We start from the raw sequence: 24364 nt of genomic DNA, 5'->3' as shown, positions 1-24364 counted from the left end.
TGCCTCATTTAATTCTGATAAACATAAATTGCCTTGACGGAAACCAGTCTAAAAAAACGCCAATTGGCTTTGCAGGGGGTAATTTTGTACGTAGGTATACTAATTAATACCAATCGGAGTTCGGAGATGATAATTTAAGGACAATAAAAAAGGGCTAAAAAGCCCTTATTTATCAGACGCCTGGGGGATATGTCACTCGCCGTCGAGGCGTCAAGACAATCTGACGAGTGACCCCCAATTAGTTTAAGCGAGCTAACAACTCTTTACCGATTTCAGAATCGATAAAACCGTTGGCTTCTGCCCATTGTTGAATTGGCATGCCGTCTGATTCAGCTTGAGCCAAGTCTTTTTTAGACATTTTCTTGATAATGTAAGTACCGACATCCGTTGCATTATTTTGCATGGAATAGCGGATTAAGCTGTTACCACCACAAGAAACGCCAGTGTAAAAGTCACCCAGACGCAGGTTATAGTCGTCTTGTACCGCACGCATTTTCTTGCGTAATTCACCCTTGTCGTTGTTTTTAACGATAGTGCAGATATTTTGCAGATCTTCGTTAACATCGGCAAAGCTCACAGGAGCAATCAGGGCGGTAGATAACGCTGCGATAGTCAGTAATTTTTTCATGTTGATGCCTCGTAAAATTGTTGATGAGATTGTCTCGACGGCGCGCATCATACGTCCGGTTCTGATATCGGGATAGATGGGACGAATGTACCTATGTATACTCATTCATACCTAATTGTTTTAGGGCGCGTCTGGCGGGCTTTTCAAGTAGAATGACAAGTCGTATTTTTGTTGCATATTTGTCTTTTCAGGCAGCAGCAGCCTCTAATATTTTTTAAGGAAACAAAACATCAATATGCAGCAAGTTGACGTGATTATTATTGGTGCCGGTGCTGCCGGATTATTCTGCGCCGCACAGGCGGGTAAACGAGGTCGTTCTGTGCTGGTGTTGGACCATGCCAAACGTATTGGTGGCAAAATCCTGATGTCTGGTGGCGGGCGCTGCAATTTTACCAATATGTATGCCGAGCCGGATAACTTCCTTTCGGATAATCCCCATTATTGCAAATCGGCTTTGAGTCGTTATAGCCAATGGGATTTTATCGGGCTGGTCAGTGATTATGATATTGCCTATCACGAAAAAACACTGGGTCAGCTGTTTTGTGATGATTCGGCCAAACAGATTGTCAATCTGTTGCTGAGCGAATGTGAAAAAGCCGGCGCTAAAGTGCAATCTGGCTGTACAGTGCAAAGTATCGACAGGCATAGCAGCGGTTTCAAACTGGAAACTAGCCTGGGCCAGTTTCAATGTGAATCGCTGGTGATCGCTACCGGCGGTTTGTCGATGCCAAAACTGGGTGCCAGCCCTTTTGGCTATAAAGTAGCAGAACAGTTTGGCTTGTCGATTAAGCCCACCTGTGCGGGTCTGGTGCCATTTACCTTGCATGAACAGGATAAAAATGTACTGGCAGAATTAAGTGGTATTTCACTGGAGGCCAGCGCCGAGTGTAATAACACTCTGTTTAAAGAAAATATCCTGTTTACCCATCGTGGCCTAAGTGGCCCGGCGGTATTGCAAATATCCTCTTACTGGCAACCCGGTCAGGCAGTGGAGTTTAATTTATTCCCCAATGGCGATTTGCTGGCTGAACTGATTAACACCCAGATACAACAGCCGGATATTCTGCTGTCTACCACCCTTGCACGTTTCTATCCCAAGCGTTTTGTGCAAACCGCTCTCGGTTATTTTGCTCTGGATAATAAGCCGCTTAAACAATATCAGGGCAAACAGCTGGAAGAGGTTGCAGAAGCGTTTACAGCATGGCGACTCAAACCCAACGGCACTGAAGGTTATCGCACCGCCGAAGTCACCTTGGGCGGGGTAAACGTCGATCAGCTCTCCTCCAAAACCATGATGGCCAAAGACATTGAAGGCTTGTATTTTATTGGAGAGGTGGTGGATGTGACCGGCTGGCTAGGCGGGTTTAACTTCCAGTGGGCCTGGAGCTCCGGTTGGGTAGCCGGGCAAGAGGTGTAGCTTGTGTACTCTTCCAAATAATATTTTAAAAAAATGGCCTTAATAGGGTACCCGATTTTTTAGCTACGGACTCTACCTAGATACAGGTAGGAAACGACCAATAATCAATGAGTACAGAGCAACCTAAAATTAATCGCAAGATCATGCCAGCCAAAAAGAGCGATGCGCTGATCGCTGCGCAAGAAAAAAAGTTGCACCGATTCCTAAGCTCCAAACTGGCGAACGAAGCAGATGCCAAGGATTTTGCGCAGGAAGCTTTTTTGCGTCTGCTACGGGTAGAAAATACTAAACTGATCAATAACCCGGAAGCCTACCTAGTTCGTATTGCCAAGAACCTGGTGTATGAACATTATGTTAATTTGCCTGCGCAACCCAGCTCCAGCGAGGAAATGGAGCTGGAGTGTGAAGATGAAAGTATTGAAGAACAGGCTAATCGATCCCAGTCAATGCAAACACTGGAACGCGCATTGACGCAGTTATCGCCGAAATGCAGGGCGGTTATCGTTTTACATCGCCGTGATGGTATGACCTATGAAGAAATTGCCCAAACATTGGGTATCTCTGCATCTATGGTCAAAAAGTATCTGATTCAGGGGTTAAGCAAATGTCGAACCTTATTAAGGCAACACCATGAATGGTAAGCAAAATTCAGGCAGAGATGCCAGACGACAGGAAGTCCTGAGCGAAGAAGCTGCAGCCTGGATCGTCGAGTTGCAAGAACCCGGTCCTTCCAGCAAAGAAGCCTTTGCCAACTGGCTGCGTCTTTCTCCTGAGCATATCAGGGAGTTTTTGGTTGTTAAGTCCATGTGGGATGACTTGACTGATATCCCGGATAATCCCTCTGTGGAAGAACTGGTTGCGTTGGCCACTGCCGAACAATCGGTTGTTTCGATTACTCCAAACAATGTATCTGACATGCCGAATAAGCCAACTCCACATTCCGCTTCGCGCAACTGGAAATGGCTTGCTGCGGCGTCGGTGGCGGCTTTTGCATTGGTCAGCAGCCTGTTGATGTGGCCAGCAACCAAAAACCAGATTTACCATACTGAAGTGGGCGAACAAACATCGGTTCCCTTACCTGACGGTACTATTGTAACACTGAACACCCGAACCACGCTGAAGGTCATGTATTCGGACGGCTTTCGCGATGTACAGCTGGTTGAAGGAGAAGCCTTGTTTGAAGTTGCCAAAGATAAAACACGCCCTTTTAGGGTGTTCTCTCAACAGGCGATAGCCCAGGCGGTGGGTACCCAGTTTAATGTGCGCAAGGAAGAGCGAGATACCACAGTGACGGTGGTAGAAGGGATTGTCGACGTCAATATTGTTGATACACAGGACAAGCTGAATTTGGCGCAAAGTAATACAGCACAAACCAGCCCAACCATGGAGAACGCAAAGCATAGTGCCGTTAAGCCGGTGCGCCTGACAGTGGGGCAGGAAGCAAGAGTAAACAGTCAAGCGCAACAAATTGAAGTGGTTAACAGGGTTGCAGTGAATGCTATTAGCTGGAAAGAGCGACGGCTGGTGTTTGAAGCTGAGACCTTGAAGAAGGTGGTGGAGGAGTTTAATCGCTACAACGACAATCCGCTGCGTATCAAGCATCCGTCACTGGAATCGCTAAAAATCACCGGTGTATTTCATAGCAATGATAGAGCCTCTTTTGTAGCCTTTTTGCTTGCCGGCAATATTGCCCGTGTACAGACGTTGGATAATGGCACCATATTATTGTTGGCACCGGCCAAAAGTTAAAAAATTGTAAAAATAATTATAAAACAGGGTGACTATATTTTGAGCTGAACACTCTTCTCTATTAAACGTTGAAATTTTCATCACAAAATGGAGTAGAGACCATGCAACATCCTTCCCGCTTTATTGCCGGTTTAATGTTGCTGACTTTTGCATTGTCAGCAATGTCAGCCACACCTTTGTGCGAAGTCCCTGTTGAGGAACGGGGAAGTTGTCTGCCCGACTTGTCCAGCCTTGATTTGAATAATAAAAATGTTCATCTCATTTTAACTATAGGTAACAGCCATAATATTGGCCGAACGGGTAATAATCAGGATCAATCCTTTGGTTCGAAAGTATTGCAATGGAATCATTGCGGTTCTCTGTCACGACCTAGTGGCGTGTTTAAAGCCATGCTGGATCATGTCGATCCTGTCGCCGGAGGTGGCAAAGCCAAAGGTAAAACTGACCGTCTAAGCCCGGATCTGACGTTTTCGGAAGATTATCTGGCAGAGTATCCGGCTGTTGACTATTTGATTTTTGTTCCCAGTGCCAAGGGCGGCACCGGATTTGTCGATCCTGATGATCCCGACGACCAAAGTGGTAACTGGTCTGCGGACCAAAGCAGTATCCAATCTACTGCCGTGTGTAGCCGTCTGGATGAAGCCGTGATCCGTTATAACAATGCAGCGGCCTATTTGAGTGGCCAGGGAGCTAATATTACCCATGCCGGTACCTTGTTTCACAATGCCAATCCTGACTACAACCCCTCAGTATTGCGTTGGGGCGACACTGATGATGCCTATTCCGAAATTTGGGATAACCACCAACAACAGATCGATTATTTTATTGATTATCTGCGCGATAATCTGGACGGCTATCAGTCCACCACCCCTATTGTTATCGGTGGAGGAATGATTGATACCCAGTTTCAGGGACGCCCGACCAATGATGCCCTATTTCAGGCCAATCTGAACGGGGCACATATACGCCAGAATTACGTTGGTACTTACGATCCTATCCATTTCAGGAATGGCGATTTTATCAGTGGCAAATTGACCAGCGACGATTTGCCTATCGGCAGTTATGATGGCACACATACCAATAGCAATGGTGAAAGAACTAAAGGACATCTGCGTTTCAGAGCGTGGCAACGCGCCAGTAACAATAGTGATCACCTGGCGCCTTTTGGTCAGTTGTCATTTATATCTGATCTGACCGCTTACTGGGATTTTCGCTCCGGAACACCGCTGGATTTTAGCGGAAATCACTATGATCTGAGCCGCTATCGTGGCGAACAATCTGTCAACCGACCGCCTTTGTATGCCTTTGACGGTGATCTGGAAGATTTGGTTTGGCGCCGTACATCAACTTCAACCTACCGGGTTCATCAACTGCCGATGCCATTACCTGCCAGTTATACCATTGCCGTTTTTGTCAAACCCGCTCAGTTCACCGAGCCAATGGCATTCCTGCAACAAGCTGGTGGGCCGGTTAACTATCAACATCGCTTCCAGTACAGTGCGGCCAACGACCAGATTAGAGCCGGGCATGGAGCAATTTCGACCAGTGTGGCGTTTTCAGCCTCGGCACTGGATACCGATCATTATTTTCTGCTAACGCTGAGCTATGACGCGTCCACACAAGAAATGAAACTGGGTCTGGACGGAGTGGTGCAGGATACCGCCAGCAATGTTGCCAACCATCAGTCGCAAACGGGCAGTTTTTTAGGGGCCGCCAATGACGATGCAGACAATCCGCTGATTGGTCGTATGGTTTTTGCCATGATAGTGGATCGGGCGATTAGCGATACAGAACTGGGTGAGTTATGGAACAAAACTCAACAGCTTAATGTGCACAAGACGTCCCAGTAGTTATTTCCGGATCAACACGCCTAGGGCATCTGAATGTTAATTATATTTGCCATTTAGTAAATTAATTGTAAATTCAGGTGCCCGAAAATAACTCAAGCCACTCTTATCTATCATGTTGACCGCTAAACATGACCCTGGTTAACGATTATTCTAATACTAATAATATAGTGAGTTTCATAATGAATCATAAGATAAGACGTTGTATTAAACTTGTTTTGCCAGTGGTATTGAGCACGGTTACCTGCCAGTCGGTATTGGCGGAGCAAGCGGATAGCAACTTATACAACATTGAAGCACAATCACTCTCTAGTGCCCTACAAGCCTTTTCCAAACAGTCCGGTTTACAGTTTGCCTATCTGACTGACGGAGTTGAGAGCGTACTGTCAAAAGGGGCAAAAGATGCCCGCACGCCCAAAGAAGCGCTGGATAACCTGCTGCGCGGTACCGGGTTGAAATACGAGTTTATCAATGAGCATACCATCGCCATTAGTGCTCAACAGCCAAAGCCGATTAAAAAGACCAGTCAGCTATCTGAGGTGACACCACAGACGCAACTGGCTAGTGAACCGGTTGATGCCGTGCCGGAAAAAAAGAAAAAATTTGAGATGATCGTGGTCACCGGTTCGAATATTCCCAGAGCCGGGTTTGAAACCAGTTCGCCGGTGCAGGTGATTGACCGGGAGTCGATGATTGGGGACGGTGCCAAAACCTTGTCCGATATTGCGATTAAATTGCCTATCAATGTCGGTAGTGAGTTTCAGAATGAATCGGGTGGTTTGGTTGGTACTTCGCAATTTAACCTGCGTGGTTTGGGGCTGGGTTCCACTCTTACCCTGATTAACGGCCGTCGTGGTGGTCAATCTGCGGTGGCAGATGGTGGTGGTAATCAGTTTTTTGATATCAATCAGCTACCGTTGTCGATGATTGAACGGGTTGAGTTTCTTACCGACGGTGCGTCCGCAGTATACGGTTCTCAGGCTGTCGCCGGTGTGGCCAATATTATCACCCGCAGTAATTTTGAGGGTTTTGAAATTACCCTGGGAACCCAGACCTCAGATGGCCCGGGTGTTGACAAGCACGAGCTGGGATTTGCCTTTGGCTCATCTGCTGACGGCAACACCAAAGTGAATATCTATGGCGGTTTCTCCCATAGTAACCGGGCCGATCGCACCGATTTCGACTTTATTAATCAGCGGGTACTGGGTGACGGTGATCCAACCCAGTCGTTAACACTATCCGCTTTTGGCAGTCCGGGTTCTTTTCGCCAGGCCGTCACCGATCCTGAGAGCGGAGCGGTTGCGGGAACAGGGTCATTTATTCCTGATCCCGATTGTGAAGCGGCCGGAGGCGTATTGAAGGCACCCTACTGCCGTTATGACTTCGCCGATCAGGTATCGGTCATCCCGGAAGAAACCCGCATTCAGTTATTTACCGAGTTTTCATCCCAGCTGACCGACAAGGTAAAACTCTATGGTGAAAGCAGCTATTCTTCAAACCGCATTGAACGTACCCAGGGGCCTTTCCTGTTTCGTCATGGCTTGCTAGCCGACGGCAATAGCATGTTCGTACCTGCCAGTCATCCGTTTAACTTTTTTGTCGATGATGGGCAAGGTGGTATTACCTATATTGATCCGGCTGACTGGGATAACGAGGTGCATCAGGCGGTTGACCTGGAGTACCGTGGTCGCCCCTTTGGTGCCGAATTTAATGGTGGTAAGGGGCCGGGTGATCGCGAAGTTGATCTGGATTATTTACGCTTTATGAGCGGCATCGACGTGGAGCTGAGCGATTACTGGGTGATGAATGGCTCTTATATGTATGCGGCGGCCAAGCGGGAAGAAAGTCGGCCCTATAATTACATTACCAGCACGATCAACAATAGCTTGCTGGACGGTAGCTGGAATCCTTTTGGCAGCCATTTAGCCACACCCGATCTGGTTTCACCCAAAGATGGCGTTAGCGTGGCGGGTAATTCTCAGGAGGTTGAAAACAGCCTGCATACCCTGAATACCAATGATTCAGAAGCCATACAACAGGTGCTGGAACTAAAAGTCAGCGGCGAACTGGGTGAATTGTCTGGTGGTTTTATTGGTGTGGCGGCAGGGTTACAGCATCGTAAAGAAACCTTTGATTATCGTCCCGATCCGCTTGATGTGGCTGGCCTGGGCGATATTGTTGATGCGCCGATTAATGGTGAACAGGAAACCGACGCGGCCTATGTCGAAGCAATTTTGCCAGTATTGGACGAACTGGAAGTACAGGCGGCACTGCGTTACGAGGATTATGGTGATTTGGCCGGTGATACCCTGGATCCGAAAATCTCACTGCGCTGGCAGACAACCGAGCATTATAGTGTGCGGGGCAGTTGGGGCACCTCCTTCCAGGCGCCGTCGGTACGTCAGACCAGTATTTCCCGGCAATCACAAATCATCGATGATCCTGCTTCGATTAATCCTGTAAGCGGCCAACTGGAATGTGTTGCCAGAGACGTCACCAGTATAACTTCTGTTATCAACAAGGGTGATGATGAACTCAAACCACAGGAATCCACCTCGTTTAGTCTGGGATTGGTCGCCAATTTTAATTCTCTGGATGCCAGTCTGGATTTCTGGAGTTTTGATTACAAAAATCTGATCACCGCAGATGAAGGGGCGCAAGCCATTGTGTCGAATGACTGTAATGATAATCAACCCGATGATCCACGCGTGGTTCGCCGCCCGGACGGTACCATAGCCAATATCACCTCGGAATTTATCAATACCGGTTCAGTGAAAACCAACGGTTTTGATTTGTCAGTGTCTTACGATATGCCGGCATCAAGCTGGTACGATTCGCTGCGTATTACCTCGAATACGACCTACATCAATACCTTTGAAGTGGTAACCGAACCGGGCTCAGAGCCTTTTGAAGGCGCCGGGGTACGTAACTTTGGTAACCAGTTCCGTTCCATGCCCAAATTGCGCGCCAATCTGGGTATTAGTTGGCAACGTGGTATTCATTCCGTTAATGCCCAAATCCGCTATATCGACAGTTACATCAATGACCAACCCGAGCCGGACGTCGAAATTGATAGCTGGGTAGGCACCAACCTGCAATATTCCATCTCCCTGATGGATGACCAGTCATCACTGCAAGTCGGGGTGAAAAACCTGTTCGATCAGAAGCCGCCAAGTTTGGGTGAAAACGTCAGACCCGGTTACGATAACGTTATTCATGACGTGTTGGGTCGTACCTTGTATGCGTCATTCACTTACTCGATGTAATTGAACGATAACAACGCCTGGTTTGGTTGAGTCTCCGGGCGTTGTGATTGCAAAGGTCGAGCCTGTCTGCAACTGGTTGTATCAACGCGGCTCGAATCTTCCGGTTAATTCTCAAAACTATTCAAACCAGCGGGTGAGTTGTCTCGCCGGCACAGATGACAGAGTTTTATTATGCACAAATCCATTCTCTTATTGCTTGGGGCTTTGCTGATATCGGTTCAGGCTATTGCCTCGCAACCTGTTGCTGGCGGAAATAATGCACCTAAAGGCAGCTACGATTTTACCGGCTGGCAAGGGGGGAAATTGTCTATCTATTACAGCCTACCACCCGCTGCCGACAAGGATGCACCGATACTGATAGTGATACCTGGTGCGCGACGCAATGCCGATGTTTATCGCGATCAGTGGCATTCATTGGCCATGAAGCAGGGTTTTATTGTCCTGGCGATAGGGTGCAGTCTGGCGGTTTGTCCCAGCGAATATGATTACAATCTGGGCGGCCTGATGACTTCTTCGGGGAAATTGCAGCCAGCGCCGCGCCAGTTTTTTTCTGCGCCTGAATTAGTGTTCAACGATTTTAAACGCCAGTTTCAGTCAAGCCAGCCGACCTTCGCCCTGTATGGCCATTCTGCTGGTGGTGGTTTTGTGCATCTGTATATGCTGGCCCGTCCCGATGCACCGGTCAGTCATGCTGTGTCGGCCAATGCGGCGTTTTTCACCTACCCGGATCCCGGCCATCAATTTCCGTTTGGATTACAAGGCTCACCATTTTCCAGCCAAGATATGCAACGCTGGCTGGCAAAGCCGCTGACATTGATGTTGGGCGATCAGGATTTAGGCCCGCGCACCAAACCCGTCAGTAATAGTGACGACGCCAATGCCCAGGGGCGTAACGTTTTCGCCAGGGGCTTATCTTTTTATGCGCACGCCATCAATACCAGTGTGAAACAGAATGTGCATCCAAACTGGCAACTGGAGGTGGTGCACGGTGTCGGGCATAACAGCGGCGAACTGGTTCCTTATGCACTCAAGTATCTCTTCCCGCAACGACTACAGGAGTAGCAGATTGTGACTACAGATAATCTGAATCCACCAGCACAACAGTGCTCAACGCGAAAAACTTATCAGACGGCGGGCCTGTGGTTGGGGCCTCTGGCAGGGATTGCGTGTATGTTGCTGCCCGCCCCGGTCGGATTAGGTGAAGTTGGCTGGATAACGGCATCCATCGGGATGTGGATGGCGATATGGTGGTCGACTGAAGCCGTTCCTGTACCGGTTACCGCGATTATTCCGCTGGTGTTATTCAGCCCGCTCGGGATTTTGCCGATTAAACAGGCCGCGGCACCTTATGCCAATCCGACCATCTACCTGTTTCTTGGCGGCTTTATCCTGGCCACTGCGTTGCAAAAATCCGGGCTGCATCGTCGTATTGCCTTTTTTATCCTGAGTTATGTGAGTATGGGCGCCCGTTCGATCATTCTGGGCTTTATGTTAGTTAGTGCATTGCTGAGCATGTGGATGACCAACACGTCTACCACCATGATGTTGTTGCCCATTGCGTTATCTATCGTCACCACGCTTGATTTGAGCGATCAGCAGTTTTCACCACAAGAAAAACGCAATTTTCAGTTGTCACTATTATTAGGCATTGCCTATGCGGCGACTATTGGAGGTATGGCGACTTTAGTGGGTACGCCGCCTAACGCTTTTCTGGCCGCTTTTATGAATGAAACCTACGGCATGCAAATCGATTTTGCCAAGTGGATGCTGGTGGGTATTCCGTTAACCCTGATTATGCTGCCGATAGCCTGGCTGACGCTGACTCGCTGGATCTATCCGGTTAATTTCAAGACACCGGCGGCTGCCAAAAAACGTTTGCTGGAGCAGCGCAAGGCGCTAGGTAAAGTGAGACCGGAAGAATGGCGGGTAGGCGGTATTTTTGCCCTGACAGCATTGTGCTGGATGTTGCGCCCGCTAATAACTAAATGGACAGGCATTGAAGGGCTTAACGATGCCGGCATCGCCATGTTGGCGGCGTTGAGTTTGTTTCTTGTTCCTGCAGGCAACCAAACCCGACAAGCACTGATGCAATGGGAAGATATGCAGGTTATCCCCTGGGGTATTTTACTGCTGTTTGGTGGCGGGTTGAGTTTGGCTGCGGCCGTTTCGACCAGTGGATTGGCTCAATGGTTGGGAGAAAGCTTGGTTAACCTGAATACCTTTGGTTTATTGGTATTGGTGCTAAGTGCCACGACACTGGTCATTTTTCTGACCGAACTGACTAGCAATTTGGCCACCGCGGCAACTTTCCTGCCGGTGGTATCGGTTATTGCGCTGGAACTCGGCGCCTCTCCAATGGTGCTGGTTGTTCCGGTGACCTTAGCCGCCAGTTGCGCCTTTATGCTGCCTGTCGCTACTCCACCTAATGCCATTGTGTTTTCATCCGGTTACATCAGTATTCCGCAAATGGCCAAAGCCGGATTCTGGCTGAATATACTCTGTGTGGGTCTGGTCACCGCAGTCTCGATGGTTATCGCGCCTATGGTGTTTGCAATGGGGTGATGATTCGGGTGGTGAGGTCGCCTATGTTGCGCAATGTCCTTACTCGTCAGCGCTTTCTGGCTGTAGATGTCATCACTCTTGGTATAGAAACCTGTATAATGGTCACTTTGTTGTTCCACCTGTCAGCCTTGTGAGTCGCGAATACCTTTTATGCACACAGCCGGAAATAAATAATGGATCTTGTTGCTCATTTATACGCTGCGCTTAATGTGACGTTGCCTTTGTTGCTTATTTTGCTGGCGGGCATTGTCTTTCGGCGGATTAGGCTGGTGGATGAACACTTTGTCGCAACCGGCAACCGGCTAGTGTTTAAAGTTGCGTTGCCCTGTCTGCTGTTTTTAAGTGTGGCGGGGCGCTCAACCGGTGAAAGTATTAACGTGACTCTGGTTGTTTTTGGTCTGGTTGCCACGTTACTTAGTGTGCTGCTGGTCTGGTGGATAGCGCCTTTTATCGTCGACAAGCCCAAGCGGGGCGTTTTTACTCATATCGCCTTTCGCGGCAATATGGGCATTATCGGCTTGGCTTTATGCGTCAACGCGTTTGGTGATGACATTATCGCCATGGCGGCGGTATATCTGGCATTTGTTACCGTGCTATACAATGTTTCGGCCGTACTATTGTTAAGTAACAGTCGCAGTATGCTGTTAATCAATCTAGTTAAAAATCCGTTAATCGTGGCCATCCTGCTCGGTGGACTATGGTCATATTGGCAAGTTCCTTTGCCGGATATTGTCAATTTGTCCTTGGGTTATCTGGCCCAGCTTACCTTGCCACTGGCGTTGGTTTGTATTGGCGCCAGTCTTGAATGGCAAAGCCTCAAGGCGAATCATAAGCAGGCGCTGGCCGCGGTTAGTTTAAAGCTGGTCATATTGCCAACTGTTATCGTGGTTTGCGCCATACTGTTTGGCATTGAGGGGGATGCCCTGGGCGTATTGTTTTTAATGATGGCAACCCCAACCGCCGCTGCCGCCTATGTGATGAGCCATCAAATGACACCCTATGGCAATTTAGCGGCGGAAGTGATTACGTTGTCCACTTTACTTAGCCCGATCAGTGTGACGCTAGGATTAGTGGTGCTTAATTACATGAGCCTGATTTAAAGGACTGGCGCGAATGAGCAATTCAAGTTATCCGGCTCCTGCCCAGACCTGGCAAACCGAACTGGATATTAAACGCAGCAAATTTTTATCCTTTGCCGCCAATGCGGCCAGTCGCGAAGAAGCTGAGCAGTTTATTCGTTTCCTGCGCGAACAGCATCCGCAGGCCAATCATGTGTGCTGGGCTTATATTGCCGGCGCACCGGATACCACGGTGCGTTCCATGAGTGATGATGGTGAGCCCAGTGGCACTGCAGGAATGCCGATGCTTAAAGTACTGCAACACAGTGGTTTGGGCGATATTGTGGTCGCTGTGGTACGTTATTTCGGTGGTACCAAGTTGGGAACCGGTGGTTTACAGCGCGCTTATTCTGATGCGGTGACGCAAGTGCTGGGCGATTTACCCACCAGGGTTAAAGTCAGCCGAACCTTGTTGACGTTGCGCTACGACTATACCCACGACGGTGCAATTACCCGTTTGCTTGACCGATATGATGTGGCTGATATCCACACGGATTATGGTCAGCAGGTTGTGGTTAATCTGGCGGTTGCTCGTACCGAGGTAGATGTATTTAAAACCGAGTTGGTCAACCTTACTGCAGGTAGCATTAACATTATTGCGCCAAACTCGCCTTAGAATTGCCTGTGGATATAACCAGTATTGTTGGTATACTGCGAACACTATTGTTACCCTCCGGAATCACTGAGTTATTGAATGGATGTTTCTGCCTTACTTGATCAACTAAATGAAAAACAGCGCGCCGCTGTTGGTGCACCCGCTAGCGATATGCTGGTACTAGCCGGAGCCGGTAGTGGTAAAACTCGGGTGTTGGTGCATCGTATTGCCTGGTTGATGGAAGTAGAGGGAATTTCACCCTTTGGTATTTTGGCGGTGACTTTTACCAATAAAGCCGCCCGCGAAATGCGTGGTCGTATCGAAAGCCTGATGGGAACCCGTTTGCAGGGATTATGGATGGGTACATTTCATGGTATTGCCCACCAGTTACTGCGCCGTCATTACCAGGAAGCCAAGCTACCGGAAAGTTTCCAGATCCTGGATTCGGACGATCAGTATCGTCTGATCCGCCGGGTGTTAAAAGCACTGAATCTGGATGAGAAAAACTGGGCACCCAAGCATATTCAGTGGTACATCAACGGTAACAAGGATGAAGGGTTAAGACCGCAGAATATCGAAACTCATGGTGATTATCAGCAGGCCAAAATGCGTGATATTTATCAGGCCTATCAGCAAACCTGTGATCGTTCAGGATTGGTGGATTTTGCTGAGCTATTGCTGCGTGCCTACGAACTTTGGGTCAATAATCCCCACGTGTTGCAACATTATCAACAACGCTTTCGTGCCATTCTGGTCGACGAATTTCAGGATACCAATAACATTCAGTATGCCTGGTTACGGCTGCTGGCCTGCGACAACAATAATATGATGATTGTCGGTGATGATGACCAGTCGATTTATGGCTGGCGCGGTGCCAATGTCGAAAATATCCAGCACTTCTTGCGTGATTTTAACGGCGCGACAACAGTGCGGCTGGAACAAAACTATCGTTCCACCGGGACTATTCTTAAAGCCGCCAATACGGTGATCGACAACAATCAGGGGCGGCTGGGCAAAGAGCTATGGACCGAAGGCAACGCCGGTGAACTGATTTCCCTGTATGCAGGTTTTAACGAGCTGGATGAAGCGCGATTTATTGTGGCGCAAATCAAGCAATGGAGCGAAAAAGGCGGTGCGCTCAGTGATTGTGCCATCTTGTACCGTAACAATGCCCAATCGCGGGTGCTGGAAGAATCGCTGATCCATGAAGCGTTAGCCTACCGTATTTATGGCGGTACGCGATTCTTCGAACGTCAGGAAGTCAAAGACGCGCTTGGTTATTTGCGTATGATCAGCCAGCCGCTGGATGATGCCGCTTTCGAGCGGGTGATTAACACCCCAACTCGCGGTATGGGTGAAAAAACCTTGCTGCAGATCCGTGAGCAGGCACGTGCTCATGAGCAAACCCTATGGCAGACCTCCAAACAGTTGCTGCAGGAAAAACGCCTGTCGGGCCGTGCGGCTAACGCATTGCAAAGCTTTATTGATTTGGTGGATAAAATGCAGGCCGATTTGGTGGAAATGACATTGGAACAAATTGCCGATCATGCCATCAAGTACTCCGGGTTACGCGCCATGTATCAGGCCGAAAAAGGCGAAAAAGCGCAAAGCCGACTGGAAAACCTCGATCAGTTGGTCACCGCCTGTCAGCAGTTTGAAATGCCGGAAGAAGCGGAAAACATGACACCGCTGGCGGCTTTTCTGGCCCATGCCTCGCTGGAAGCGGGAGAGAATCAGGCAGACAGCCATCAGGATGCGGTGCAGATGATGACCATCCACACAGCGAAGGGACTGGAATTTCCGCAGGTGTTTATGGCCGGTGTGGAAGAAGGCATGTTTCCCAGCCAGATGACCAATGATGAACCTGGCCGTATGGAAGAAGAACGCCGCCTTTGTTATGTCGGTATGACCCGTGCCATGCAAAAACTGACCATTAGTTATGCCGAAAGCCGCCGTTTGTACGGTCAGGACAAATACCACACGCCATCGCGTTTTATTAAAGAGATTCCGCGCGAATGTATTGAAGAGGTCAGGTTGCGCACGACTATCAGCCGTCCGGTGCAAAATCGTTTTCAGCCAGCTACCTCTCATTCCGCTTTTGAGTCGACAGGTTTCCAGCTGGGGCAACGGGTGCTACATCCCAAATTTGGTGAAGGTACCATACTGAGTTATGAAGGCAGTGGCGAACATGCCCGGGTGCAGGTTAACTTTGATACTGCCGGTACCAAATGGTTGGTGGTGGCGTACGCACGTTTAAACCCGGCCTAGATTTCAGGACTGTGCTAAAGTTAAGCTGAATCCAACTAAGCTATAAAAATTAGATACTTATGACCAAAAAAGTTCTGGTTATTGAAGATAGTATGACCAGCACCAAAGTGCTGCAAAAAGTGATACAAAAGGCCGGTTATACTGCTGTTTGCGCCAGTAGTTTGTATCAGGCCAAACACCTTTTTGATCAGAGTATGCCGGAAGAGTTTTTGTGTGCCATTGTCGATTTTCATCTCCCTGACGCGCCTAACGGTGAATCCATTGACTTTACTATTGAGGCTTACATTCCCACCATAGTAGTGACAGGACGCGAAGACGAACAGACTCGCAGCATTATTATCAACAAAAACATTGTCGATTACTTTACCAAGGGTAACAGCCAGTTTTATGAATACCTGAGTCGTCTGTTAGGGCGTCTGGAACGCAATCAGCAGATAGGTATTTTGGTGGTGGAAGATTCCAGAGCCGAACGCAACGCCACAGTTGCGTTGTTACAACGGCATAATTTTATCACCTACGCCGCCAGCAATGTGGCTGACGGGCTGGCGCAAATTGGCCAACAAAATAATATCAAGTTGGTCATTACCGATGACGATCTGCCCGACATGAGCGGTATCAAAATGGTGGAGAGCCTGCGTCAACAGCATAGCAAGGAAGATCTGGCGGTAATTGGTATTGCTTATCAGGGACGCCCCGGCTTGTCGGCCAGTTTTATTAAAAGTGGCGCCAACGATTATTTGACGCGTCCCTACTGTCATGAAGAATTTTTCTGCCGGGTGATACAGAATGTGGAATATATCGAGAATATTGATGCTATTCGCCGAGCCGCCAATACCGATTATTTAACCGGTTTGCCCAATCGTCGCTACTTTTTTAATCGCGTTAATGCCATTTTACAGTCTCCACCCGCGCATATATCGCTTGCGCTACTGGATATAGATTATTTTAAGAAAATTAATGACAGTTATGGCCATGATGCCGGTGACGCAGTATTAAAAGGGCTGGCCGAGCTGTTAGCCGATATCTGTCGAGACTACCAGCTTGCCCGTTTCGGCGGAGAGGAATTTTGTATTTTTATGCCCCTGGCGTTATCCGAGGCTTGTCAGCAAATCGAAACATTGCGTTGTCGGGTAGAAAAGTTGCGTATTCGGTTTGAAAAGCAGATATTAAATTGCACTATCAGTATCGGTATTACAGATATTTATGAGGGCAGTATTGACGATATGTTGCAATATGCCGATAAATTGTTGTATCAGGCTAAACAGCAAGGGCGTAATCAATGGATCAGCAGTGACACTAAACATCGCAGCTGATAAACAATAAGTTCTATAATCAGGTTGACGCACTAAATCAGGAATAGTGAGTATGCAAGCACCGGTATTACCTCAGGATGAAGAAAACAGACTGCTCAGTCTGCAAAGCCTCAATGTATTGGATACCGCAGCGGAAGAGCGTTTTGACCGTTTGACCCGGTTGGCCAAGCGACTGTTTGATGTACCTATTGCCTTGGTTAGCCTGGTGGATAAAGAGCGCCAGTGGTTTAAATCCTGTGTCGGACTGGACGTGCGGGAAACACCGAGAGACGTCTCGTTCTGTGGTCATGCTATTTTGGGACATGGCGTGTTTGTGATTAATGATACAGCGCTGGACAATCGTTTTATTGATAATCCGTTGGTGACCAGTGCGCCGCATATTCGTTTTTATGCGGGTTGTCCGCTTAAACACAGTGACGGTAGTAAACTCGGCACACTCTGTATTATCGATGATAAACCCAGACTCTTTAGCCGTGACGATATCATTGCACTGGAAGATTTGGCCGCGATGGCCGAACAGGAGCTGATTGCGGTGCAACTGGCGACGCTGGACGAGTTGACCGGTATTTCCAATCGCCGCGGCTTTATTAATCTGGCCGAGCAAAGCCTTAAAATGTCTATACGTCATCAATATCCTGTGTCGCTGATTTATTTTGATCTGGATCATTTCAAGCAGATTAATGATAAACACGGTCATGCCGAGGGTGATAAAGCGCTCAAGAATTTTGCCCATTTAATGCAGGAAACCTTTAGAGAATCCGATGTGTTCGGGCGTATTGGTGGTGATGAATTTGTGGTGTTACTGGTTAATAGCAGCGAAACTGTGGCTAAAGAAACTCTGTGGCGCTTTCAGCAGTCGTTAGCGGATTATAACGCCAATTCCAATCGGCAGTACGAGTTGCTTTGCACTTCCGGACTGGTCAATTGCACTGCTGACAAAGATTCCTCGATTCAGTCTATGCTGGATGAAGCTGACAAGCTGATGTATGACAAAAAGCAGTCCCGCAAGCGAAACGCAGGTTAGCCTGACATATTGATGTCATCGGTATCTGCTAGTATCCGCGCCAATATTTACTGAGTGAGTCGGTCTCTGCAATTGGAGGTTGTTTGGATATTGTTGTTGTTTCTATTAGCGCGCTGATTGCTGCCGGATTAACCCTGTTTTCCGGGTTTGGTCTGGGCACCTTGTTGATGCCTGTCGTTGCCCTTTTTTTCTCGCTGGATATAGCCATTGCGATTACTGCAATAGTGCATTTGGCTAATAATTTTTTTAAGGGCATGCTATTTGCTCGTCATACTCATTGGCCGGTGTTTGCCCGCTTCGGGTTACCTGCCTTGCTGTTTGTGTTTGTAGGTGCGCTGTTATTACATTACCTGTCTTCAGCCCCGGCGTTATTTGAATATTCGCTGGGCGATACTCAAGTGCAGATTTCAGCCGTCAAAGCGCTGGTAGGTGTGCTGATTATCGGTTTTGTGCTACTGGAACTCTCACCCCGTTTTGCTGCCATCGAAATGCCGTCTCGCTATCTGCCAATTGGCGGTGTATTAAGTGGTTTTTTTGGTGGTCTGTCCGGCCATCAAGGTGCGTTCCGTAGTATGTTTTTACTTAAATCCGGTCTGACCAAAGAGCAATTTATTGCTACCGGCGTGATGCTGGCAATACTGGTGGATGTGGCTCGTCTAACACTATATGGCTGGAATCAGGCAGAATGGCAATTGATTGACTGGCAACTGGTGACTTGTGCCACTCTCGCGGCTTTCGCAGGTGCGTTTGTGGGGGCCAGATTACTGACAAAGGTGACTATTGCGGCGGTACAAAAAGCAGTCTCTATTATGCTGATTGTGATTGCCTGTGGTTTTATTAGTGGATTACTTTAACCAACCAAAGCCTAAATTATCCCGGATCGGACTAAAGTAATAAGTCATCGTCTATAGGATAATAATGACTGGCAGCGTCGATTAGTGATTTGGCGGTTAACGCCGGTACTGCATACACGTCGGCGTCCAGTGGGTATCTGCACCTAATTCTGTCCAGTAACAAATCAAAATCGCCATCGCCGGACAATAACACCACCCTGTCCATGTCTTTGGCGATATCCATCACATCAATGGCAATGCCCACATCCCAGTCGCCTTTGGCTGAACCGTCACTGCGCTGGATAAAGGGTTTGAGCTTAACCTCGAAACCGATGTGTTTGAGCGCGTCCTGAAATTTGATTTGCTGATCATCGCCGCGATCAATGGCATAGGCATTGGCGACAACAATATCGCCCTGCGCACTAAGCTGTTGCCAGAATTTGCGATAGTTAAACTGCCGCCCGTAGGCTTGGCGGCAGGTATAATAAATATTTTGAACGTCGCCAAATACGGCAATGCGTGGCATAGTGTTTAGCGGTTTCCGCCAGAGCGGGTATTCGCAGAGGTATTACCGCCGCGACGATTGCCCGAGTTTCTGGCCGGTTTGCCATCTGAACGGCTGCGTGCGCCAGCTCCGGCTTTGTGGCCTTTGGCCACCTCACCTGAACGCTGACCATCTCGGTGGCCTGTTTTGGGCTTTTTCGGTTTTTTGGGTTTCTTCGGTTTGCGATCCAGATCGGATTCCGGCAAGTCATGCACAGGTTCAAAGCCGGCAATGACTTTGCGAGTCAATATTTGCTGAATAAGAAACTCGATCCCGGCCATGTCGGCAAACTCATCGGCACAGACTAAAGAAATCGCCTGCCCCGTTGCGCCGGCACGTCCAGTGCGGCCAATACGATGCACATAATCTTCAGAGATATTGGGCAGATCAAAATTCACTACTTGGGGTAACTGGTCAATATCCAGACCACGGGCGGCAATATCTGTCGCTACCAAGACCCGGGTATCACCACTTTTAAATTCAGCCAGGGCTTTAGTACGCGCGCCCTGGCTTTTATTGCCGTGAATAGCGGCAGAGCTAATACCTTTGCCATCCAGAAACTTGGCCAAACGGTTGGCGCCATGTTTAGTGCGACTAAACACCAGTACCTGTTGCCAGTTATTGGTTTTAATCAAGTGGGCTAACAGCGCCGATTTTTTGCTCTTATCCACCGGACACACCCACTGCTCAACGGTTTCGGCGGTGGTGTTGGCCGGAGACACCGATACTTCAACCGGATTATTTACCAGCCCTTTGGCCAGGGTACGAATTTCATCCGAGAAAGTCGCTGAAAACAGCAGGTTTTGGCGCTGCTTGGGCAACAAGGCGATGATTTTCTTAATATCGTGAATAAAACCCATATCCAGCATACGATCGGCTTCGTCCAGCACCAGCACTTCCAGTTGACTGAACTTCACTGCGTTTTGATTGTACAAATCCAGCAAACGGCCCGGAGTGGCGACCAGCACATCGACACCGCCGCGCAGTTTTTGCATTTGCGGATTAATTTTGACGCCACCAAATACTACGGTAGAGCGCATTGGCAGGTTTTTACCGTATAACGCCACACTTTCACCCACCTGGGCAGCCAGTTCGCGGGTCGGGGTTAAAATTAATGCGCGAGCCTGATTGGCTGAGGCTTTTTGTCCTTGAGATAATCGCTGCAGAATCGGCAAGGTAAATCCGGCGGTTTTACCGGTACCGGTTTGTGCGGCAGCCATCACATCCTTGCCTTCAATAATGGCAGGGATCGCCTGAGCTTGAATAGGAGAAGGCGTGTCGTAACCCTGTTCGGCTACAGCGGCAAGTATTGGGGCGGATAGGCCCAAGGAGGCAAAGGACATAGATTCTTCTTTAGTTGAGGGAAATTAACATATCTGTTCAAGTGTAGACCGCCTTAAAGGCGGTCGCGAAGCATACAGTAAATCGCTTCTGACCGCTATCTTTATCAGTTGGCGGTTGGAGTTTGTAAGGATTGTTTGAGTAGTTTGCGTTTGTTGCGGTACTGGCGATAAGAGTCGTAACTGAAAATAATCAATGCCGTCCATACAAAGCCGAAGGTAATTAGTCTGTCTATTTGCAAACCTTCCTGATAGACAAAAACGGCCAGCAAAAACATAATGCTGGGGCCAATGTACTGGAAAAAGCCCAAAGTGGAATACATCAAGCGTTTAGCCGCCGCGGTAAAACACAACAAGGGGGCGGTAGTGACAACGCCGGCACAAATCAGTATCAGGTTATGGCTGGTCTCGTTAAGCATAAAGTTGCTGGTGGGGCCGGCAAACCAAATCCAGTAGGCAATGGCAAACGGGGTCATCATACTGGTTTCTATTAATAATCCGGGCAACGAGTCCACCGCCACTTGTTTGCGTAATAACCCGTATATGCCAAAACTGCCAGCCAGTACCAGAGCAATCCAGGGCAGCTGCCCATACGACACTACCAGATAGGACACGCCAACCAAAGCAATCAGGACGGCAACCTGTTGCATACGGCGTAAACGTTCACCTAAAAATAGGTAGCCCAGCAACACGTTTAATAGTGGATTGATGTAATAACCCAGGCTGGCGTCAAGTAAATGGTCGGAATTGATCGCCCAGATAAATAACAGCCAATTTCCTGCCAGCAATAACCCGGAAATCAGTAATATCTTTAATACTTTTGGATTGCGCAGGGCAGCTTGTACTTTATGAACCTGGCCCACTGCAATAATCAACACCAGCAGAATCAGCAGCGACCAAATCATTCTGTGCATCAGGATTTCAATAGCCGGAACTTGCTTGATAAGTTTGAAATACATCGGGGCGAAGCCCCACATTCCATATGCGGCAATGGCAAATAGGATACCGGATTTGGCAGAATGATCGTTCATCGGATGGCTGTACCTGAGTGAGCGGAGCTATCAAAAAAGGAATGTTACGCATCCTCTTGGGGTTAGGCAAAATTAGGCGTTAATTGATTGTTTTATAACGTCAATAAGTTTGTACTCGAATTAACATTTTTGGTACTTGTTGAGGATTTAACTGACCATATAGGTGGCGGTGCCAAAGGCGATATGCTCGCCCGCGTCGTTATGTAATTCCATTCGGCATACCGCCACCCGTGATCCTTTACGGATGACTTTGGCTGTGGCAATAAATTCCTCTCCCTTGCCCGGGCGTAAATAGTCGACCCGCATGTCGATGGTGCTCATTCGTGATATCTTTTTCTGGAATTCGACCAGGTTAACTTGTGGCATATGACGTACTGCTTCGAGGATGGCCATCAGGCCTCCTGCGGTATCGAGTATGGCGGCGGTGACGCCACCGTGCAGAATTTTCTGAATTGGATTACCCATCAGCCCGTCATGCCAGGGCAGGCGTATTTCGACGCCGGATTGATCAAACTGGCTAATTTTCATTCCCAGCAGTTGATTAAACGGCATATGGTCGCGAAAGACTGCGGCCACATGATTTTGCAGTTCTTCGGCTGTTAACGCTTTATCCTGATCCATAACTATTCCTATTTAATTGATGACCTGTCACTGCAAAGAAACGTACAATAACACAATCATTTTTATACCTGATTTACATTGTCTGCTTCAATCCAATCCGAACCTGCATCATTTGAGCAAGCCGCGTTAAGCCAGTTAAAACAGGTTTTCGGCTATCATTCTTTTCGTCCCGGTCAACAGGAAGTCATCGACGCCACCTTACAAGGCAAAGACAGTCTGGTGCTGATGCCTACCGGTGGTGGCAAATCCTTGTGTTATCAAATACCGGCGTTGTTATTACCGGGATTAACGGTGGTGGTATCTCCCTTGATATCCCTGATGAAAGATCAGGTCGATGCCTTGTTGGCCAGTGGTGTGCCGGCAGCTTATGTCAACGGTAATATGCCTTATGAACAGGTACTGGATACTTACAAAAAATTGCATGAAGGCCAGATTAAATTACTTTATCTGGCGCCAGAACGTTTGCTTCAGCCGGATTTTATCCAGCGCTTACAGCATTTGCAGGTCAGTTTTTTTGCCATTGATGAAGCCCATTGTGTGTCGCACTGGGGGCATGACTTCCGGCAGGATTATTGTCAACTCGGTCAGTTAAAAAAGCATTTCCCCAATGTTCCCACAATGGGGTTGACGGCAACCGCGGATTTGGCCACCCGCCGGGATATTCAAATCCAGCTTAACCTGCATCAATCATATGTCTATCAGGGCAGTTTTGATCGCCCCAATATCCGCTACAACCAGCTGATCAAGTATCAGCCATTTAGTCAGTTGATGGACTATCTTAAACAGCAAGAAGGCAGCGGTATTATTTATTGCGGCAGTCGTCGTAAAGTGGATGAACTTAGTCAAAAACTGGCGCAAAGCGGCATTAGCTGTGCCGGTTATCATGCCGGAATGGATGCCGCCGAGCGTGATCGGGTACAACAAGGTTTTATCCGTGACAATATTGATGTGATCGTCGCCACGGTGGCCTTTGGTATGGGGATCAACAAACCCAATGTGCGTTTTGTGGTGCATTTTGAATTGCCGCGCACTATTGAATCCTATTATCAGGAAACCGGCCGTGCTGGCCGGGATGGCATGCCTGCCGAGGCGTTGCTGTTATTTGATGAAAAAGATGCTGCTCGATGCCGTAAATGGATTGCGATGAATGATAATCCCGATCGTCAGGCCGTCGAACTACAACGCTTTGAAGCTATGCATTCTTTGGCAGAAGCGCAGACTTGTCGTCGTCAGGTATTGTTAAACTACTTTGCCGAGTATAACGCCCATACTTGCGGAAACTGCGATATTTGTCTCGATCCACCGCGCCAGTTTGACGGTACTCAGCAGGCACAAAAGATTCTGTCTTGCGTATATCGATTGGGTCAAAACAGTGTCAGCCAGTATGTGATTGATGTGTTGCGGGGTAACCAGCTCAACAAGATTATCGAACAGCAACACCATCAGTTAAGTACTTTTGGCATAGGCAAAGATCAGTCTGATGCCTATTGGCACAACCTGATCAACCAGCTGATCCATCAGGGGTTGCTAAGGGTCGATATTACCCAAAATGCAGTATTGAAATTGACCGAAGCCACGCGCGATGTATTAACCGGTAAGCAAGCACTTACTCTGGCTGTGCCACGTTTGAGCTTGAAAGTAAGCCGCAAGGATAAACTGGCGCAGCGGCATTATGATCGGGAATTATTTGCCAAACTCAAACATTTGCGCAAGCAGATTGCCGAGCAGGATCAGGTACCGCCCTTTGTGGTGTTCAGCGACGTATCACTGGCCGATATGGCCGAACAGTTGCCCGGTTCCATTAGCGAGTTTCTGGCCATTTCCGGGGTGGGACAAACTAAACTGGAGCGGTACGGAGAGCGCTTTTTGGCCTTGATCAATAAGCACTTACAAAGCTGAATGCTGCTCCCATAACATGCGTACTTTTTCCGCTATGGCGATATCTGTCGTCTGTTGGCTGATATAACCGATAACCGGCGGAATAACGTCAGGGTATTGGTTGGCATCGAATAATATGCAGGGGATAGCAATTTGCTGTGGTTGAAATAACCGCTGACTAATCATCAACAGGTCGGCACTATTCTGCTCCTTGGCTGTGCTCAAAGTGGCAATGCTGGTCACTTTGAAACCGCCGGTTGTGGTAAGCAATAATGCCAGATTTTGCCGTCGAGCCCGTTTGGGCTCAACCAGTAAAATGTGCATACAAAA

General features: G+C 48.3%; 20 protein-coding genes. 14 read left to right on the top strand and 6 right to left on the bottom strand.

The genetic code is table 11. The features are described from left to right. Positions 1 to 238 precede the first annotated feature (238 nt). The gene (locus tag V1467_RS19155; RefSeq protein WP_416306586.1) at positions 239 to 628 is read right to left on the bottom strand and encodes a DUF3718 domain-containing protein; all 390 of its coding nucleotides are present in this window, start codon (positions 626 to 628) and stop codon (positions 239 to 241) included. A 235-nt stretch (positions 629 to 863) separates the two neighbouring features. Between V1467_RS19155 and V1467_RS19150 the strand changes: the two genes are divergently transcribed. The 13 genes from V1467_RS19150 (at position 864) to V1467_RS19090 (ending at position 18641) form a co-directional block, all read left to right on the top strand. Continuing rightward, positions 864 to 2045 (top strand): NAD(P)/FAD-dependent oxidoreductase, encoded by a 1182-nt coding sequence (locus V1467_RS19150; RefSeq protein WP_416306585.1) that lies wholly within the window; start codon positions 864 to 866, stop codon positions 2043 to 2045. A gap of 107 nt (positions 2046 to 2152) precedes the next feature. Next, positions 2153 to 2686 (top strand): RNA polymerase sigma factor, encoded by a 534-nt coding sequence (locus tag V1467_RS19145; RefSeq protein ID WP_416306584.1) that lies wholly within the window; start codon positions 2153 to 2155, stop codon positions 2684 to 2686. Next, positions 2676 to 3794 carry a FecR family protein gene (locus tag V1467_RS19140; protein ID WP_416306583.1) on the top strand — a complete coding sequence of 373 codons (1119 nt, stop codon included), beginning with the start codon at positions 2676 to 2678 and terminating at the stop codon, positions 3792 to 3794. Before V1467_RS19145 ends, V1467_RS19140 begins: the two co-directional genes overlap by 11 nt. 101 nt (positions 3795 to 3895) lie before the next feature. Beyond that, on the top strand, positions 3896 to 5644 hold the full coding sequence (locus V1467_RS19135) for a LamG-like jellyroll fold domain-containing protein (RefSeq protein ID WP_416306582.1): 1749 nt from the start codon (positions 3896 to 3898) through the stop codon (positions 5642 to 5644). A 179-nt stretch (positions 5645 to 5823) separates the two neighbouring features. Beyond that, complete coding sequence (locus V1467_RS19130; protein WP_416306581.1) at positions 5824 to 8907, top strand: TonB-dependent receptor; 3084 nt, start codon at positions 5824 to 5826, stop codon at positions 8905 to 8907. Between the two features lie 171 nt (positions 8908 to 9078). Next, entirely contained in the window at positions 9079 to 9969 is an 891-nt protein-coding gene (locus V1467_RS19125) for an alpha/beta hydrolase (protein ID WP_416306580.1), read from the top strand. A 6-nt stretch (positions 9970 to 9975) separates the two neighbouring features. Then, positions 9976 to 11469 carry an SLC13 family permease gene (locus tag V1467_RS19120; RefSeq protein WP_416306579.1) on the top strand — a complete coding sequence of 498 codons (1494 nt, stop codon included), beginning with the start codon at positions 9976 to 9978 and terminating at the stop codon, positions 11467 to 11469. Between the two features lie 173 nt (positions 11470 to 11642). After that, entirely contained in the window at positions 11643 to 12569 is a 927-nt protein-coding gene (locus tag V1467_RS19115) for an AEC family transporter (protein WP_416306578.1), read from the top strand. 13 nt (positions 12570 to 12582) lie between these two features. Further along, a complete protein-coding gene (locus V1467_RS19110; RefSeq protein ID WP_416306577.1) occupies positions 12583 to 13203 on the top strand; it encodes a YigZ family protein in 621 nt (206 codons plus the stop codon). Positions 13204 to 13281: 78 nt separating this feature from the next. Continuing rightward, on the top strand, positions 13282 to 15450 hold the full coding sequence (uvrD, locus tag V1467_RS19105; protein WP_416306576.1) for a DNA helicase II: 2169 nt from the start codon (positions 13282 to 13284) through the stop codon (positions 15448 to 15450). Between the two features lie 59 nt (positions 15451 to 15509). After that, the gene (locus tag V1467_RS19100) at positions 15510 to 16763 is read left to right on the top strand and encodes a diguanylate cyclase domain-containing protein (protein WP_416306575.1); all 1254 of its coding nucleotides are present in this window, start codon (positions 15510 to 15512) and stop codon (positions 16761 to 16763) included. A 52-nt stretch (positions 16764 to 16815) separates the two neighbouring features. Beyond that, positions 16816 to 17787, top strand: a complete 972-nt coding sequence (locus V1467_RS19095) for a diguanylate cyclase (protein ID WP_416306574.1) — start codon at positions 16816 to 16818, stop codon at positions 17785 to 17787. 83 nt (positions 17788 to 17870) lie between these two features. Then, positions 17871 to 18641 carry a TSUP family transporter gene (locus V1467_RS19090; protein ID WP_416306573.1) on the top strand — a complete coding sequence of 257 codons (771 nt, stop codon included), beginning with the start codon at positions 17871 to 17873 and terminating at the stop codon, positions 18639 to 18641. Positions 18642 to 18672: 31 nt separating this feature from the next. Here V1467_RS19090 and V1467_RS19085 read toward each other — a convergent pair whose 3' ends face one another. The 4 genes from V1467_RS19085 to V1467_RS19070 form a co-directional block, all read right to left on the bottom strand. Next, positions 18673 to 19146: an NYN domain-containing protein gene (locus tag V1467_RS19085; RefSeq protein ID WP_416306572.1), complete on the bottom strand. Its 474-nt coding sequence runs from the start codon at positions 19144 to 19146 to the stop codon at positions 18673 to 18675. A gap of 5 nt (positions 19147 to 19151) precedes the next feature. Continuing rightward, a complete protein-coding gene (locus tag V1467_RS19080) occupies positions 19152 to 20507 on the bottom strand; it encodes a DEAD/DEAH box helicase (RefSeq protein ID WP_416306571.1) in 1356 nt (451 codons plus the stop codon). Between the two features lie 104 nt (positions 20508 to 20611). Continuing rightward, a complete protein-coding gene (gene rarD / locus V1467_RS19075) occupies positions 20612 to 21535 on the bottom strand; it encodes an EamA family transporter RarD (RefSeq protein ID WP_416306570.1) in 924 nt (307 codons plus the stop codon). A gap of 147 nt (positions 21536 to 21682) precedes the next feature. Further along, entirely contained in the window at positions 21683 to 22156 is a 474-nt protein-coding gene (locus tag V1467_RS19070) for a thioesterase family protein (protein ID WP_416306569.1), read from the bottom strand. A gap of 78 nt (positions 22157 to 22234) precedes the next feature. Between V1467_RS19070 and recQ the strand changes: the two genes are divergently transcribed. Further along, positions 22235 to 24055 carry a DNA helicase RecQ gene (gene recQ / locus V1467_RS19065; RefSeq protein ID WP_416306568.1) on the top strand — a complete coding sequence of 607 codons (1821 nt, stop codon included), beginning with the start codon at positions 22235 to 22237 and terminating at the stop codon, positions 24053 to 24055. Here the strand turns inward: recQ and V1467_RS19060 are convergent. Continuing rightward, the gene (locus V1467_RS19060) at positions 24044 to 24358 is read right to left on the bottom strand and encodes a hypothetical protein (protein WP_416306567.1); all 315 of its coding nucleotides are present in this window, start codon (positions 24356 to 24358) and stop codon (positions 24044 to 24046) included. The genes recQ and V1467_RS19060 overlap by 12 nt on opposite strands. Positions 24359 to 24364 lie beyond the last annotated feature (6 nt).

Source organism: Neptunicella plasticusilytica, assembly GCF_047922965.1.
Classification (GTDB): domain Bacteria; phylum Pseudomonadota; class Gammaproteobacteria; order Enterobacterales; family Alteromonadaceae; genus Neptunicella; species Neptunicella plasticusilytica.
This window is presented reverse-complemented; position numbering and strand designations above follow the sequence as displayed.